11 protein-coding genes are annotated in these 17603 nt (G+C 53.2%); 3 read left to right on the top strand and 8 right to left on the bottom strand.

Going from position 1 to position 17603, the window contains the following annotated elements:
• Positions 1–7: 7 nt before the first annotated feature.
• Complete coding sequence (locus tag NBA72_RS09435; protein WP_017441605.1) at positions 8–1504, bottom strand: PstS family phosphate ABC transporter substrate-binding protein; 1497 nt, start codon at positions 1502–1504, stop codon at positions 8–10.
• 157 nt (positions 1505–1661) lie between these two features.
• Positions 1662–2771, bottom strand: coding sequence for a glycerol dehydrogenase (locus NBA72_RS09430; RefSeq protein WP_042948464.1), 1110 nt, complete (start codon positions 2769–2771; stop codon positions 1662–1664).
• Between the two features lie 337 nt (positions 2772–3108).
• Between NBA72_RS09430 and NBA72_RS09425 the strand changes: the two genes are divergently transcribed.
• The 3 genes from NBA72_RS09425 to NBA72_RS09415 are packed head-to-tail and all read left to right on the top strand — an operon-like array spanning position 3109 to position 7104.
• Positions 3109–4443 (top strand): MFS transporter, encoded by a 1335-nt coding sequence (locus tag NBA72_RS09425; RefSeq protein ID WP_001518078.1) that lies wholly within the window; start codon positions 3109–3111, stop codon positions 4441–4443.
• Complete coding sequence (gene ilvD / locus NBA72_RS09420; RefSeq protein WP_000078494.1) at positions 4440–6155, top strand: dihydroxy-acid dehydratase; 1716 nt, start codon at positions 4440–4442, stop codon at positions 6153–6155. The genes NBA72_RS09425 and ilvD overlap by 4 nt, the downstream gene beginning before the upstream one ends.
• A 43-nt stretch (positions 6156–6198) precedes the next feature.
• On the top strand, positions 6199–7104 hold the full coding sequence (locus NBA72_RS09415) for a dihydrodipicolinate synthase family protein (protein WP_000192193.1): 906 nt from the start codon (positions 6199–6201) through the stop codon (positions 7102–7104).
• A 43-nt stretch (positions 7105–7147) separates the two neighbouring features.
• Here the strand turns inward: NBA72_RS09415 and NBA72_RS09410 are convergent, their stop codons facing one another.
• The 6 genes from NBA72_RS09410 to glgB form a co-directional block, all read right to left on the bottom strand.
• A complete protein-coding gene (locus NBA72_RS09410; protein WP_000724553.1) occupies positions 7148–7903 on the bottom strand; it encodes an IclR family transcriptional regulator in 756 nt (251 codons plus the stop codon).
• 177 nt (positions 7904–8080) lie between these two features.
• On the bottom strand, positions 8081–10528 hold the full coding sequence (glgP, locus tag NBA72_RS09405) for a glycogen phosphorylase (RefSeq protein ID WP_000993424.1): 2448 nt from the start codon (positions 10526–10528) through the stop codon (positions 8081–8083).
• Positions 10529–10547: 19 nt separating this feature from the next.
• Positions 10548–11981 (bottom strand): glycogen synthase GlgA, encoded by a 1434-nt coding sequence (gene glgA, locus NBA72_RS09400; RefSeq protein WP_001197669.1) that lies wholly within the window; start codon positions 11979–11981, stop codon positions 10548–10550.
• Positions 11981–13276, bottom strand: coding sequence for a glucose-1-phosphate adenylyltransferase (gene glgC, locus NBA72_RS09395; RefSeq protein ID WP_000253994.1), 1296 nt, complete (start codon positions 13274–13276; stop codon positions 11981–11983). Before glgC ends, glgA begins: the two co-directional genes overlap by 1 nt.
• Before the next feature lie 14 nt (positions 13277–13290).
• Positions 13291–15267, bottom strand: coding sequence for a glycogen debranching protein GlgX (glgX, locus tag NBA72_RS09390; protein WP_000192491.1), 1977 nt, complete (start codon positions 15265–15267; stop codon positions 13291–13293).
• A complete protein-coding gene (gene glgB, locus NBA72_RS09385) occupies positions 15264–17450 on the bottom strand; it encodes a 1,4-alpha-glucan branching enzyme (protein ID WP_000098553.1) in 2187 nt (728 codons plus the stop codon). The genes glgX and glgB overlap by 4 nt, the downstream gene beginning before the upstream one ends.
• Positions 17451–17603 lie beyond the last annotated feature (153 nt).

Below are 17603 nucleotides of genomic sequence, written 5' to 3'. Positions count from 1 at the left end.
AGTCCCTTTATTTCGCGGCCGGATACAGCGGCACATATCCCACATCCTGCACCAACTGCTGTCCCTGCGGGCTTAGAAACCAGTCCACCAGCTTTTGTGTTTCCGCTGTGGGGTGTTCACGGGTGACCATATAAACATCAACCGTGTACGGGTAACTGCCGTTACGAATATTTTCAACCGTCGGGGCAACATCGTTTATCGCCAGTAATTTAATCTCTTTATTGCTGTGCATCTGCGTAGCGTAATAACGAAAGGTATAGCCAATGGCGTTGTGCGTATTGCGATACTCAGCCACGATATCCACCATTTCCCCCATCGCGGTTGCCACTGATGTTGTTTGCGCTGGCATCAGCTTTGTTTCTTTCATTACCTTCGCCAGCATCGCCGTTTGGCTGCCAGAGTTTTCTGGTCGCTGCCAGGGCTTAATGTCGATTGCCTCTCCGCCTACCTCATTCCAGTGGGTGATTCTTCCGCTAAAAATGCCGCGAATTTGTACATCACTCAACGATGACACGGGATTGTTTTGGTTGACGATAAACACAAACGCTTCACGTGCAAAGGGGGTGTAAACCAGTTTTACGCCACTGGCCTCGGCCAATTGCTTTTGAGCAGTGGAAGGCTGGGCGACAAAAATAAGATCGGCATTACCGTTAAGGATATTTTGATAGGCTTCAATGGTTCCCTGGTTTTCAAGGTAGTCTTCAGGGCAGATATCATCCGGAAAGCGCGTAAGCGCATAAAAAGCCGAGGCGTATAACGGCAAGCCAGCCGTTGCGCCATCGAGCCGCGGCCAATTTTGGGTGAGCAGAAGTGTCGGTTCATCGCGCAGCCCGGTTAGCTTGTTGCCCCATGTGTGCGCCTGATAATCGCGGAAATAAAGATATTCACTGCTCTCGGGAGCGGGATACTTCACGGCATAAAGATGTGACTGGTATACGGCACAGCTCCCGAAAAACAGCAGGCAAATCACCAGCAGATTACGACAAGTGTAGCCCGCACCGCCGCGTAGCACTCCCCAACGCGCACCGCCATACCCTAATGCAAAACAGAGCTGCGAGCCAACCGGGATGAGCAACACTGCCCATACCCAGCCGTTGAAAAAGGATATTACGCTGGGTACTAACCAAAGCGTTTGCACCACCTGGGCGATGGGTTTACGCCCTATCGCGCGAATATTAAGATCGGTGAGAAACATCAGGATGACCCACCCCATCAGCACCACCAGAGCGGGCATAAGCAGGCAGCAATCACGCCATTCTGGATTTACCTCTGATGCATTTCCCTTTCCCCATATTCGGCCACAAAGAAAAATTAACCCTGCGCCCAGAAGCGCTACCGGGATAATGGTCGCCTTCTCAATAGATTGCGCGACGGGGATACTATTTTCAAGAACGCTAATGCACGCCCACATTCCCCCCACGATAATCGTAATAATGTTCACCAGCAGCGGCACGCCGATAAACGCCATTATGATTGACAAAAAAAGCCACTTAGCATTTTTCATTTTTCTATCCGCTAATCCCTGCGATAGCGGAAGTATAAACCCGGTAGCCCTGAGCACCCCCCATGCATTTTTCTGAAATCGCGACGTTAAAACATTCACGATAGCGGCAGACAGAAGTTGAAAGTTCCGGCTGCCGTTTTTTATTTACAGGCTCACATTAACCTGCAAGATCGATCTTTTTCCGCGCCTGCCCAACAGCATCGGCGGCCCGCAATGCCGCCTGAACGGCCTCCGGCGCAATGGTAAACGGCTCGTTGTGCATCGTTTCCCCGGTTTGACAAGACGCTCTGGCAACGGCCAGCAGTTCATCATCGCTAACGCCAGCCAGACCAATATCCGCCAGCGTGGTGGGCAAGCCTATATCTTCACAAAATTGATAAACCTCCTCGATAAGCTCAGGCGCTCTATCGGTGAGCATAAGCATTGCCAGCGTGCCAAACGCAACCTTTTCCCCATGCCAGTATTTGTGCGTGGCGGGCAGTACCGTCAGACCGTTATGAATGGCGTGCGCCGCCGCCAGCCCACCGCTTTCAAAACCGAGCCCGGATAATAGTGTATTCGCTTCGATAACATGTTCGAGCGCCGGAGTAACCTGATGTTGTTCACAGGCAAGCTTCGCCAGGCGCCCATAGCGCATCAAGGTGGTGTAGCAAAAGCGCGCCAGCTCAAATGCGGTCATCGGTCCTGGCCTGGTGGTCATATTGCCAGCCCCTTTGATGCGGCAATCTTCCGCTTCAAACCAGGTTGCCAGCGCATCGCCTATCCCGGAAACCAAAAAGCGTACCGGCGCGGCAGCAATAATACTGCTGTCCACCAGCACAAGTGTCGGGTTACGTGGAATCATCAGGTAGCGTTTGAATTTCCCTTCTGGCGTATAGATAACAACCAGTGAACTGCACGGCGCATCCGTTGAGGCCAGAGTAGGAACCACGGCAATAGGCAACCGCAGGCTGGCGCCGGTTGCTTTTGCCGTATCCAGGGTTTTCCCACCCCCCATACCGACAATCACATCGGCGCCAATTTCCTGCGCGCGTGCGGAGATGCGAGCAATTTCCTCATCACTGCACTCGCTACTGAACACTTCGATATCAAATTCAATCACCCCGTGCAGTGCTGTTGCAACTGTATCCCGGTAGGTGTTGTGAACAACAGGATCCTGCAAAATCAGCGCCTTATGACCGAGTGCGGCCAATTCCTGCGGGAGATGCGTTGTCAACGCTCCTTTACCCTGAACATATCGTGACGGAAAGATCGCGGTAGTAACCATTGTTTCTCCTTAAAAAGCATTAAAGTTCAATATACAGAACACAAATTCCACATAAAGAATTTAATGCTGTTTACTCTGAACGCACAATGACCAAGTGAGAGCATCATCTTATCCTGTGAGGCAGCGCACAATTTTGGCTATGTATTAGACCGATGAGCAGTTTCCATTGGGTTATCCGCTCTTTCTCACCTTATCTCCGTTCATTTTTGAAGCAAATCACAAAATATAACCTTCCTTAGAGTATGGAATTGACGCTGTATGAATACGTCGGCATAGTGTCAATATACAGAACAGTAGTTCCATATACAGAACACATTTTTGATACTAAAGGGATGCAATGATGAGCATTGAAATAGAGAAACCGACCACACGAGGGCGCTGGCTGCATATTATTCCAGCCACGATCCTCGTTTATATCGTGGCCTATATGGACAGGACCAATATCGCCATTGGGATCGCAGGCGGCATGGATGAAGATTTAGGCATGACGGCTTCTTTTGCCGGTCTGGTCGCCGGGATCTTCTTTATTGGTTATATCTTCCTGCAAATTCCCGGCGGTCAGATAGCCGAGCGGCTAAGCGCCAAAAAGTTAATTGCCTGGACAATCGTCGCCTGGGGTGGCTTTGCCCTGCTGACCGGTTTTGTTCAGACACCGACGCAGTTGTTGATTATCCGCTTTGTGCTCGGCGTGGCGGAAGGTGCTGTGTATCCCGCCATTCTGGCGCTGATTGGCCACTGGTTCCCAAATGAGGAGCGCGCCAGGGCTATCGCCTATTTCCAGATGAACCTGGCCGTCGCTTCTATTATTACCGGGCCGCTTTCCGGCTGGCTTATTGAAACCTACGGCTGGCGGGAGATGTTTATCATCGAAGGCTTGCTCTCTCTGGGACTGCTCTTTGTCTGGCTACCTTTGGTTTCCGATCACCCGCATCAGGCAAAGTGGCTGGATCCGAAAGAGCGCGCCTGGATCGAACAAAAATTGCTGGCCGATCGCGCGTTGAGTATTGGCGGAGAGCAAAGCAGCATTCGCGGCGTATTAAAAAGCATCAACCTGTGGAAGCTTGTCGGTATCTATTTCTTCGTACAGGTCGGCTTCTATGGCTTCGCACTATGGATGCCAAATCTGATTAAACACCTGACCGGCAGCGGCATGACCATCGTTGGGGTACTCACTGCGGCGCCTTACGTTCTGTGCATTATCGGTCAGTATTACATCGCCAAATGGTGTGATAAGACGATGAATCGCCGCCTTTACACGGCTATTCCTCTGCTGGGTTTCGCGGTCTGCCTCGCCCTCTCCTTATTACTGAAAGATAACGTCTGGCTCGCCTACGGCATGATGGTTATTTGCGGGTTCTTCCTGCAAGCCTATGCCGGTCCATTCTGGACGCTGCCGCCATTACTCTTCGCCCCCAACGTTCTGGGCGGCGTGCGCGGCACGATCAACGCCCTGGGCAACATCGGCGGGTTTATCGGTCCGTACCTCGTCGGGCTGTTAACGGTGACGTTCTCGCAAACAGCAGGAATGACCGTACTGGTTGCCGCACTGCTTATCGCCGTTGGACTGCTTTTCAGCTTGCCTTCTGTTACCGCTCGTCCTGCAGGTAGCAGCAACACACCTAACACCTCGACGCCGGGTGCGTCACTTAAACAGGAAGGAATCGCCAAATGAGCCAAAAATGTCAACATGCTCGCGATCTGTGGTCGCAGCTCGACGCCCTGCGTCTTGGAATGAATTACAGCAAAGAAGATGTCAATAAACTGCAGGTCCTGGTGGATGATTGCTATGGCGAAAGTCATCCGGGCAGTTTCCATCTTAACCAACTGGGCGATGAAGCCGTGCTGGGTGTTCATGAAAGCGGCGGTCGCGCGGTCCGTCACCATGTGACGGATATCTGCGACGGCTGGGGTCAGGGCCACGATGGGATGAATTACATCCTGGCATCTCGAGAAGCTATTGCCAACATGGTCGAAATTCATGCCTCAGTGGTGCCTTATGATGCCGGTATTCTGATCTCAAGCTGCGATAAATCTATCCCGGCGCATCTGATTGCCGCCGCACGCCTGAACCTGCCGCTGCTGCATATTCCCGGCGGTTCTATGCGTCCGGCACCGAATATGAGTACTTCTGACCTCGGCGGGATCACTGCTAAGTTGAAGAAAGGCGAAATCGGCATTCAGCAAGTGGAAGCCATGCAGCAATGCGGTTGCCCCACCGCCGGAGCCTGCCAGTTTATGGGAACGGCCAGTACCATGCAGTGCATGTCGGAGGCCTTGGGGCTGGCCCTGCCAGGCAGCGCTTTGCTGCCATCGACCCTGGCGGAAATTCGCCGCGTTGCCAGAACTGCAGGCCACCAGGCGCTGTATCTGGCGGAGAAAAATATCACCACCCATAAGATCCTGACTCCTGCGGCGTTTGAAAATGCTATCAAAGTCCATGCTGCTATTGGTGGCAGCACCAATGCGATGATCCACCTTCCGGCCATCGCTCATGAACTTGGATGGGAGCTGAAGCCCGAACTGTTTGATCGGATCAATAACGAAATCCCTTATCTGACCAATATTCAGCCCAGCGGTGAATACGTTACCGAAATGATGTGGTTCGCTGGCGGCGTGCCAATGGTGCAATGGTATCTGCGCGATTATCTGGATCTTGATGTTCTTACCGTGACTGGCCGTACGCTCGGCGACAACCTGGAAATGCTCCATCAATCCGGCTTCTTTACCCGCAACCACGGTTACCTCAACAATTACAAAGTCAGTCCGGAGGAGGTGATCCGTAAACCAGAAAATGCCACCAAAAAAGGGTCGATTGCGGTACTGAAAGGCAACATCGCGCCTGAAGGAGCGGTCATTAAATACGCGGCCTGTGCGCCGGATATGCACCACCATACCGGTCCTGCTCGGGTCTTTAACTCCGAAGAAGACGCTCAGCAGGCCATCATCCATAACCATATCGAACCCGGCGACGTCATTTTCATTCGCTACGAAGGCGCAAAAGGCTCTGGCGCACCGGAAATGCTGATGACCACCGATGCCATCGTGTATGACAAACGCCTCGACGGAAAAGTCGCATTGATTACCGACGGTCGTTTCTCTGGAGCGACCAGCGGGCCATGTGTCGGACACGTCTCGCCAGAAGCCGCTGATGGCGGGCCGATTGCCCTGGTGGAAGATGGTGATTTAATCGAAATGGATGTGAAAGGCCGCAAGCTCAATATTGTAGGGATCGACGGGATGCCTAAAACAGAAGAGGAAATACGCCGCTGTCTTGAAGAGCGTCGAGCAAGCTGGAAGAAACCTGATTATTCAAACCGTCGCGGCGTCTTTAAACAGTTCACCGCTAATGCAACATCATTAATGGCCGGAGCCTGGCTTAAATAATATCCCTGGCGGGCTACGGCTCGCCTGTTTTAAGGATCAATACATGACTCAGATTACGAAATTTCACGGCGTATTTCCGCCAGTTCCGACCATTGTTAATGCGCAGGGAGAGTTAGATAAAGTCGGCATGGCAACCTTGCTGGATCATCTTATTGCAAGCAAGGTCAATGGCGTATTACTGCTGGGCAGCGGGGGGGAATTTTGCCATATGACCAATGCGCTGCGTCTGGAAACCGCAGAGTTTTGCGTCCGTCATATTAACCGCCGTATTCCAGTACTATTAGGTATTAGCAGCACCAGCACGCAGGAAGTGATTGAGTATGGTCAACATGCCGACCGACTCGAAGTCGATGCCGTGCTGGTACTCAATCCCTACTATGCCAGATTGACCGATGAGTATATTTATCATCATTTCAAAACCGTGGCTAATAACATAAAAAGCCCGGTCATTCTCTACAACTTTCCAGCATTGACGGGACAGGACCTTAGCGTTGATTTAATTACCCGGCTGGCGCAGGATCACCCCAATATTATCGGCATTAAGGATACCGTTGATAATATCAGCCATATTCGTGAAATCATCAATAATGTCAGGCCAGTGCGTCCGGACTTCGTTATTTTCTCCGGCTATGATGAATATATGATGGATACGCTTATCTTAGGCGGCAACGGCGGGATCCCAGCGACAGCGAACTTTGCGCCGCAGCTAACCTGCGGGATCTACCGCGCGTGGTGTGAAAAAGAGTATGAGACAATGTTCGGATTACAGCGCAGGCTGTCCGCGCTTTCCACTATTTACAGCCTGGATTCACCTTTCTTCGGGATAATCAAAAAGGCAATTCAGCTTAGCGGAGTCGATATTTCAACTCATGTAATGCCCCCCGTTTTGCCGGCAAATGAAGAACATATTTCGAATTTGAAGCAGATCTTACAGCGTGCGGGACTTTAAGCGATGACGAAAGCGGGCTTCTTGCCCGCTATGTCTTTTTATTTCAGCACATCAGACGCGTCAGGCTACGGCTGGCATCCATCATCAGCGTAGCAAGCGACTCGCGTTTATCATCGGGGATCTGGAACGTAACGCCGGATACGCTCAGGGCGGCGATCACTTTCCCCTGCGTATTGAATACCGGCACCGCAATGCAGCGCACGCCAAGGGAGTCTTCTTCATTATCATAACCCCAGCCGCGACGGCGAATTCCTGCTAACTCCTGCTTAAGGATATTCACATCCGTGATCGTCGTATCCGTAAAACGCGTTAATATCTGATCTGGAGGCAGCAACTCCTCCAGCTCTTCCCCGCTAAGCCATGCAATCAGCACCTTTCCCAGCCCTGAGCTATGTAATGAGAGGCGCTTGCCCTCCCAGCTTCGAATCACAATAGCCTGTGGGCTTTCGACTTTCAGAAGGTAAATAGGGGCATCGCCCTCCAGAACGCCAAGATGGCAGGTCAGGCCGGTGTTATCGCGAATCTCTTCAAGAATCGGTAACGCGATTTTTTTAATATCGTACTGTTCCGCCGCTTTATTACCTAATTCATACAGGCGTAGCCCCAGATAATACTTGTCTTTTTCCTGGCGTAATAACCCATGCTCCACCATGCCGTTGAGCAAAGATGAGGTACTGCTTTTCGCAATCCCTGAATTTTGATGGATCTGGGTAAACGTTGCGCCATCGCACTCCAGAAGGTAAGCAAATACGCGCATAATTTTATCGAGAGCCGGAATAGATGTCGTAATCTTTTTCATATTATTATCAATTAATTATGGATTTTTCTGCTAATACTATACACCAGTACTCAACCCTTTTTCCATGACAGAGACCAAGTGCCGCTAACAGATTCAGCAGACGAATATCGGCATACCCCCCGAATATACCACGATAAAAAACGGGGCCGTTTGGCCCCGTTCTCAAGCGTTAAACCGCTACAACCGCACCGGATCAATATGCCAGATATTTTCGGCATACTCTTTGATGGTTCTGTCCGATGAGAAGTAGCCCATATTGGCAATGTTGAGCATCGCTTTCGTCGTCCACTCTTCCGGGCGACGATACAACTCATCCACCTTATCCTGGCAGTCCACGTAGCTGCGGTAGTCCGCCAGCACCTGATAGTGATCGCCAAAGTTAATCAGCGAATCTACCAGATCGCGGTAACGGCCTGGCTCTTCCGGATTAAAGACGCCGCTACCAATCTGCGTCAGTACCTGATGTAGCTCTTCATCTTTTTCATAATAGTCGCGAGGCTTATAACCCTGCCTGCGCAACGCTTCCACCTCTTCGGCAGTATTACCGAAGATAAAGATATTCTCCTCGCCGACATGCTCTTGCATCTCTACGTTCGCGCCATCCAGCGTACCAATGGTGAGCGCGCCGTTCAGGGCAAATTTCATATTACTGGTGCCGGAAGCTTCTGTCCCTGCCAGCGAAATCTGCTCAGACAGGTCGGCAGCGGGAATGATCACCTGCGCCAGGCTGACGCTGTAGTTCGGGATAAACACCACTTTCAGCTTGTCGCCAATCTGCGGATCGTTGTTAATCACTTTCGCCACGTCGTTGATCAGATGAATAATGTGTTTTGCCATGTAATAGGCGGAAGCCGCCTTACCGGCAAAAATATTCACCCGCGGCACCCAGTCGGCCTCCGGATTTTCTTTAATGCGGTTATAGCGGGTAATGACATGCAGCACGTTCATCAGCTGACGTTTGTACTCGTGAATACGCTTGATCTGCACGTCAAACAGCGCCTTCGGGTTAACCACCACATTAAGCTGCTGCGCTATCACTACCGCCAGCCGTTTTTTATTTTCCAGCTTCGCCTGACGCACCGCATGATTGACCAGCGGATAATCACAATGCTGCTTCAGCTCGCTGAGCTGACTAAGATCGGTACGCCAGGTACGACCAATATTCTCATCCAGCACGTCAGACAGCGGCGGGTTTGCCAGCGCCAGCCAGCGGCGCGGCGTAACGCCGTTAGTGACGTTACAAAAACGGGTCGGGAAAATCTTCGCAAAATCCGCGAACAGCGACTGCACCATCAGGTTGGAATGGAGTTCAGAAACGCCGTTGACTTTATGGCTGACCACCACCGCCAGCCAGGCCATCCGTACCCGGCGACCGTTCGACTCATCAATAATCGACGCGCGACCAAGCAGGCTAGTATCGTTGGGATATTGCTCTTGCAACGTTTTCAGGAAATAGTCGTTAATCTCGAAGATAATCTGCAGGTGACGGGGCAGAATTTTCCCCAGCATATCGACAGGCCAGGTTTCCAGCGCCTCGCTCATCAGCGTATGGTTGGTATAAGAGAAGACCTGACAGCACACCTCAAACGCGTCGTCCCAGCTAAATTTATGTTCATCAATCAGCAGGCGCATCAGCTCCGGAATTGACAGCACCGGATGCGTATCATTGAGGTGAATGGCGATTTTATCCGCCAGATTCTCATAGGTTTTATGCAGTTGATAATGACGGTGCAGGATATCCTGTACCGTCGCCGAGACCAGAAAATACTCCTGGCGCAGGCGTAGCTCTCGTCCGGAATAGGTGGAATCGTCCGGGTAGAGCACCCGTGAAACGTTCTCAGAGTGGTTTTTATCTTCCACCGCCGCAAAGTAGTCGCCCTGGTTGAATTTACCGAGGTTGATTTCACTACTGGCCTGCGCATTCCACAGCCGCAGTGTGTTAGTGGCGTCGGTGTCGTAACCGGGGATGATCTGATCATACGCGACGGCCAGAATCTCTTCCGTCTCAATCCAGCGCGCTTTTTTACCTTCCTGCTGAATGCGCCCGCCAAAAAGCACTTTATAGCGCGTATTGTGGCGCTTGAACTCCCACGGGTTGCCATATTCCAGCCAGTAATCCGGAGATTCTTTTTGCCGCCCGTCGACAATATTCTGCTTAAACATGCCGTAATCGTAGCGAATGCCATACCCGCGCCCCGGTAATCCTAGCGTCGCCAGCGAGTCCAGGAAGCAAGCCGCCAGCCGTCCTAAGCCGCCGTTGCCAAGCCCTGGGTCATTCTCTTCATCGATCAGCTCTTCGAGATCTAAGCCCATGGCCTCCAGCGCGCCTTTAACGTCGTCATAAATGCCCAGCGAGAGCAGCGCGTTAGAGAGGGTACGACCAATCAAAAACTCCATCGACAGGTAATAAACCTGCCGGGTTTCCTGCGATAATTGGGCTCGATTAGAACGCAGCCAGCGCTCCACCAGACGATCGCGCACCGCGAACAATGTGGCGTTCAGCCATTCATGTTTATTGGCAATGACCGGGTCTTTACCAATCGTAAACATCAGCTTATAGGCAATAGAATGCTTAAGCGCCTCAACGCTGAGTGTGGGCGATGCATAAGTAAACGGAGCATTCATATAAATGATTCCTGGATGACTATTTCAAGCGATAGTACAGCTCGCGGTATGATTTCGCGGCAACTTGCCAGCTAAAATCCATCGCCATCGCCTGCCGTTGTACAAACCGCCAAAGCGAAGGCCGTGACCACAACACAAAAGCACGCCGAATCGCGCGTAGCAACGACCAGGCGTTACTGTCTTCGAAGACAAAACCGCTGGCGATACCGTCCGCCAGATTTTCCAGCGAACTGTCGGAGACCGTATCGGCCAACCCTCCGGTACGCCGCACCAGAGGCAGCGTGCCATACTTTAAGCCATATAACTGCGTTAAGCCGCACGGTTCGAAACGACTGGGCACCAGAATAACGTCCGCGCCGCCCATAATGCGATGCGAGAAAGCTTCGTGATAGCCGATCTGTACGCCAACCTGCCCTGGGTGTTCCGCCGCCGCCGCGAGGAACCCTTCCTGAAGCACCGGATCGCCCGCGCCGAGTAGCGCCAACTGCCCGCCCTGCTCCAGCAGCCCCGGTAACGCCTCCAGCACCAGATCCAGACCTTTCTGGTTGGTCAGACGGCTTACCACGGCGAACAGCGGCACTTTGTCGTTAACCTTCAACCCCATCGCAATTTGTAGCTGACGTTTGTTTTCCGCCTTCTCTTCCAGGGTATCGCGCGTGTAGCGCGACGCCAGCAGCAGATCGGATTCCGGGTTCCAGATCTTCTCATCCACGCCGTTCAGTATGCCGGACAAGCGCCCTTCCAGATGACGCTGACGCAGCAGGCCTTCCATACCATAAGCAAACTGCGGTTCAGTAATTTCACGCGCATAGGTCGGGCTCACCGCCGTAATATGGTCGGCATAGTACAAACCGGCCTTCAAAAAGGAGAGTTGTCCGTTGAACTCCAGCCCATGCATATTAAAGAATGACCACGGCAGTTCGATGTCATCCATATGCTTTGCATAAAACATGCCTTGATAGGCCAGGTTGTGTACGGTAAAGACCGATTTCGCCGGCCGCCCGCGCGCCGCCAGATAGGCGGGCGCCAGCCCGGCGTGCCAGTCATGGGCGTGCACCACGTCGGGGCGCCAGAATGGATCAAGTCCGCAGGCCATTTCACAGCCGACCCACCCTAACAGGGCAAAGCGCAGCACGTTATCGGTATAGGCATATAAATTCGTATCGTGATAGGGACTGCCTGGACGCTCGTACAGATGCGGCGCGTCGATCAGATAAATGCCCACGCCGTTATAATGCCCGAACAGCAGCGATATCTTACCTGCGAAAGTATCGCGGCGGCTCACCACATGCGCGTCGGGTATCCCCCGACGGATATCGGGAAACCCTGGAAGCAGAACGCGAACATCAACACCATCCGCAATTTGTGCCGCAGGCAACGCGCCTATCACATCCGCCAGCCCCCCAGTCTTCAGCAGGGGGAACATCTCTGAACATACATGTAAAACCTGCATTATCGCTCCTGTTTGACCTGCAGTTTGCGCAGCATTTCACGCGTGACCAGTACAATACCTTCTTCTGAACGGTAGAAACGACGAGCGTCCTCTTCCGCATTTTCACCAATCACCATGCCTTCCGGGATAATACAGGCACGGTCAATAACACAGCGACGTAAACGGCAGGAGCGCCCTACCCAAACCTCAGGTAACAACACTGCCGAATCAATATTACAAAAAGAATTTATTCTCACCCGTGGGAAGAGCACAGATTGCACCACCACCGAACCGGAGATAATGCAGCCGCCGGAGACCAGCGAGTTCAGCGTCATACCGTGGCTACCGGAGCGGTCCTGCACGAATTTCGCAGGCGGTAGCGATTCCATATGCGTACGGATAGGCCAGTTCTGGTCATACATATCCAGCTCCGGCGTCACCGAGGCTAAATCCAGGTTCGCCTTCCAGTAAGCTTCCAGCGTACCTACATCGCGCCAGTACGGTTCGGCTTGTGGATCGGACTGCACGCAGGAGAGCGGGAAAGGATGCGCGTAAGCCATACCTTCGCGGGTGATTTTGGGGATAATGTCTTTACCGAAATCGTGGCTGGACGCGTCATCTTTATCGTCTGCCGCCAGCAATTCATACAGGTAATCGGCGTCAAAAACGTAAATGCCCATACTGGCCAGCGCTTTGCTGGCGTCACCAGGCATTGCGGGGGGATTCGCCGGTTTTTCGACAAAATCAATAATCTTGTCGCTTTCATCGACCGCCATCACGCCGAACGCCGTCGCTTCTTTGATCGGCACCGGCATACAGGCCACCGTGCAACGCGCGCCCTTTTCAACGTGATCGATCAACATACGCGAGTAGTCCTGCTTGTAGATATGATCGCCTGCCAGGATGACGACATATTCCGCTTTATAGCGACGAATAATATCCAGGTTCTGGGTCACCGCGTCTGCCGTGCCGCGATACCAGTTTTCGCCCTTCATACGCTGTTGAGCTGGCAGCAGATCGACAAATTCGTTCATCTCTTCGCTAAACAGTGACCAGCCGCGCTGAATATGCTGCACCAGCGTGTGGGACTGATACTGAGTGATCACGCCGATACGGCGAATCCCGGAGTTCAGACAATTAGATAAGGCGAAATCGATGATGCGGAACTTCCCACCAAAGTGGACGGCTGGTTTGGCGCGTTTGTTCGTTAAATCTTTTAGACGCGTGCCGCGGCCGCCGGCCAGGATCAGGGCAACAGATTTCAATGGCAGCTGGCGCGCCAACATTACACGATCGTTCTTCTCTAAACTCACCATGATTAACTCCTTTTTTATCCTCTCTGGAACACACACAGTCCATGCGCAGGTCCCTGCCAGACCGCCGTTATCACCGGATTATCCTCTCCAGCGAATGGGGGAACGGCGCGCCATTCCCCTTCGGGTAAAACTATATCTGTCACCTCAAGCGTGGCATTTATCGCAATCAGAAAACGGTCCGACAACAGAATTTGCATCAGCTTAGGCCCGTTTTGCCACTCATCCGCACTCAAGGGTTGCGCGTTTTTATTTAGCCAACGCACGTTGCCATCGCCTTCTTCCCACCAGCTATTGCCGGTTAAAGCCGGTATCTGCTGACGCAAACGAATCAGCGCGGCGGTAAACGTGGTTAACCCACGGTTTGCCTGCTGCCAGTCCAGCCAGGTTAAGGCATTATCCTGACAATAGGCGTTATTGTTGCCATGCTGGCTATGGCCATGTTCATCGCCTGCCAGCAGCATCGGCGTTCCCTGAGAGAGCAGTAGCGTCGCCAGCAGGGCATGAATGCTGTCGCGCCGCCGCTCCATTAAATCAAGCGGACCGCCTAATCCTTCTTTACCATGATTGTCGCTGTAATTGCTGTTGGTGCCGTCGCGATTTTCCTCACCGTTCGCCTCATTGTGTTTCTGATTGAAACAGACGCAGTCCCGGAGCGTAAAACCGTCATGCGCCGTGAGCAGATTGACAGAGGCGCCGGGCGCGCGGCCATTGCGTTTAAACACATCGCTGGAAGCGGCGAAACGACAGGCAAATTCCCCGGTCGTCAGGTTACGTGGCAACCAGAATCGGCGGGCCGCATCGCGAAAATGGTCGTTCCACTCGGCAAACGGTGGCGGAAAATTCCCGACCTGATAGCCGCCCTCGCCAATATCCCACGGTTCAGCAATCAGCTTGACCGTTGATAACACAGGACACGCTTTAATCGCGGCGAACAGCGGCGCATCCTGGCGAAACGTCGGCGTGCGCCCCATGACGGACGCCAAATCAAAACGAAAACCATCGACATGACAGGTTTCCACCCAATAGCGCAAACACTCGCACGCGTATTCCACCACGCCGGGATGGCTTAAATTGAGCGTGTTGCCGCACCCCGTCCAGTTGTGATAATCGCCATCGTCCCTTATCCAATAATAGCTACGGTTATCAATTCCGCGCAGAGAGAAGGTTGGACCATCCAGATCCAGCTCGGCGCTATGGTTTAATACGATGTCCAGAATGACCTCAATCCCCGCGCGATGCAGCGCTTTCACCGCATCGCGAAACTCGTCCAGCGCCGTCTCGGGCGAACTGGCCCAGGCGGGATGCAGCGCGAACATCGCCATCGGGTTATAACCCCAATAATTGGTCAGTCCCATACGTTGCAGGCGCGGCTCGCTGGCAAACTGCGCTACCGGCAACAGTTCCAGCGCCGTAATGCCAAGCTGTTTGAAGTACGCCACCATGACCGGATGACCGAGCGCTTTATAGGTGCCGCGTATCTCCTGGGGGAGTTCCGGATGCAGGTAGGTCAGCCCTTTGACATGCGCTTCATAGATGACCGTTTTTCCCCACGGCGTGCGCGGCGCGGCGTCATCTTCCCAGTCATAATGGTCGCTGATTACCACGCTTTTCGGCGCCACCGCCGCGTTATCGCGGTAGTCCGGTTCATCGTGTCCGCCGTGCAACAGCGGATGATCTTTTAGTTCGCCCTCGACCCGGCGCGCATAAGGGTCAAGCAGTAACTTCGCCGGATTAAACCGATGCCCCTGCGCTGGCTGCCACGGGCCATGTACGCGATAGCCATAGCGCAAACCTGGCCTGGCGCCTGCCAGATAACCATGCCAGACATCGCCGCGACGTCCTGGCAGGTCATAGCGACGCTCATTCCCTCGGGAATCAAAAACGCACAGCTCTACGCGCTCCGCATGGGCGGAAAAGAGCGTGAAATTCACGCCATGACCGTCATACGTTGCGCCATGCGGCGTTGCTTCGCCGATCGCAAGCTGCGTCATTCCCCCTCCCGCATCAGCCAGATCGTCGCCAACGGCGGTAACGTCAGGCTAAGAGAGTGCTGACGGCCATGGCTTTCGATCTCATCGCTGTGCACCACGCCGCCATTGCCGGTGTTGCTACCGTGATAATGCATCGAATCAGTATTGAGAATTTCACGCCAGCGTCCCGGCTGGTTGATGCCAAAGCGGTAGTCGTGGCGAGGAACGGGCGTAAAGTTGCTGGCGACGATAATCTCGTTACCGGCTTTATCACGGCGTACAAAAATCAGTACCGAGCGTTCATTGTCATCGACCACCAGCCACTCAAAGCCGTAAGCATCAAAATCCAGCTCATGCAACGCTTTATGATGGCGATAGGTGTGGTTGAGATCGCGTACCAGACGCTGAACCCCGTGGTGCCAGTTATCGCCCCCCTCCAGCAGGTGCCAGTCGAGGCTGGCGTCATGGTTCCACTCGCGTCCCTGGGCAAACTCATTCCCCATAAATAGCAGTTTCTTGCCGGGGAAGGCCCACATCCAGCCATAGTAAGCGCGCAGGTTAGCGAATTTTTGCCACGCATCGCCCGGCATACGATCGAGAATGGATTTCTTGCCGTGAACCACCTCATCGTGCGACAGCGGCAGAACAAAGTTTTCGGTATGGTTGTACAACATACCAAAGGTCAGCTTGTCGTGATGATACTGGCGGTACACCGGGTCCAGCTTCATGTAGTCCAGCGTGTCGTGCATCCAGCCCAGGTTCCACTTGTACCAGAACCCCAGGCCGCCCGTTTCCGGTGGACGCGTCACGCCAGAGAAGTCTGTCGACTCTTCCGCCATGCTGACCGCGCCGGGCACCTGCTCGCCAATAATGCGGTTGGTATTGCGCAGAAACTCAATGGCTTCCAGGTTTTCACGACCGCCGAACTCGTTCGGTATCCACTCGCCCTCTTTGCGGCTGTAGTCGCGGTAGATCATAGAGGCCACCGCATCGACACGCAGCGCATCAATCCCAAAACGCTCCATCCAGTACAGGGCGTTACCCACCAGATAATTACTGACTTCACGACGACCATAGTTGTAGATCAGCGTATTCCAGTCCTGGTGATAGCCCTCGCGCGGGTCGCTGTGCTCATAGAGGTGGGTGCCGTCAAACTCCGCGAGGCTAAATTCATCGGACGGGAAATGGCCCGGCACCCAGTCGAGAATGACGTTAAGGCCCGCCGCATGGGCCGCATTGATGAAATAGCGGAAGTCGTCCCGCGTACCAAAGCGGCGGGTCGGCGCGTAGAGGCCGGTCGGCTGGTAGCCCCAACTGCCGTCAAACGGATGTTCGTTGACCGGCAAGAGTTCAAGGTGCGTAAAGCCCATCCATTTGGCGTAAGGCACAAGCTGATCCGCCAGCTCACGATAGCTCAGCCAGAAATTGTTATCCGTATGGCGGCGCCATGAACCTAAATGCACCTCATAAATCGAGATCGGCGCATCAAACTGATTGGCTTTTTGTCGTTCTTCGCTTGGCGTCACTTTCTCCGGCAGTCCGCAAATCATCGACGCCGTTTCCGGACGCATCTGCGCCTCAAAAGCATAGGGATCGGCTTTAATGCGCAGATTACCGTTCGCATCAAGCAGCTCGAATTTATACAGTTGTCCATTATGCGCGCCGGGGATAAACAGCTCCCAAATACCGCTCTCTTTGCGCAGACGCATCGGGTGGCGACGCCCATCCCAATAGTTGAATTGCCCGACAACCGAAACGCGACGAGCATTAGGCGCCCAGACGGAGAAACGGGTGCCGGTGACGCCATCCATCGTATCGGCGTGCGCGCCCAGCGTTTCATAAGGACGCAGGTGGGTGCCTTCCGACAATAGCCAGGCATCCATTTCCTGTATTAATGGACCAAAACGGTAAGGATCGTCGATGAGGTTCTGCTGTCCGTGCCAGGTCACGGCGAGCTGATAGCGAAAGAAATTTTTACGTCGGGGTAAAACGCCGCAGAAAAAACCGCGAGCGTCGAGACATTCCAGTTTGCCGACTTTACGTCCGGTTTTGGGTTCAATCACCCATACGTCGGTGGCGTCAGGTAATAGGGCGCGGACTTCTAGTCCGGCTTGGGTCTGGTGCATTCCGAGTACGGAAAAAGGGTCCGCAAAATGTCCTGCAATTAGCGCATTAATCACGTCTCTATCGATACGACTGGACATGGTTTGTCATCCTGTTTTGTGGCGTCACTCCATCTCACTGAATTCAACATCAGGTAGTGACACTTCTTTGACCTGAACGGCGCAGCACACTGTGCATCCTATCTGCGTCGTCCTACCTTCAGGTTAGGCTTAATACCCGTGGGATTAAGCTAC

This window comes from Salmonella sp. NW1250, from assembly GCF_051812965.1.
In the GTDB taxonomy this organism is placed as follows: Bacteria; Pseudomonadota; Gammaproteobacteria; order Enterobacterales; family Enterobacteriaceae; genus Salmonella; species Salmonella enterica.
This window is presented reverse-complemented; position numbering and strand designations above follow the sequence as displayed.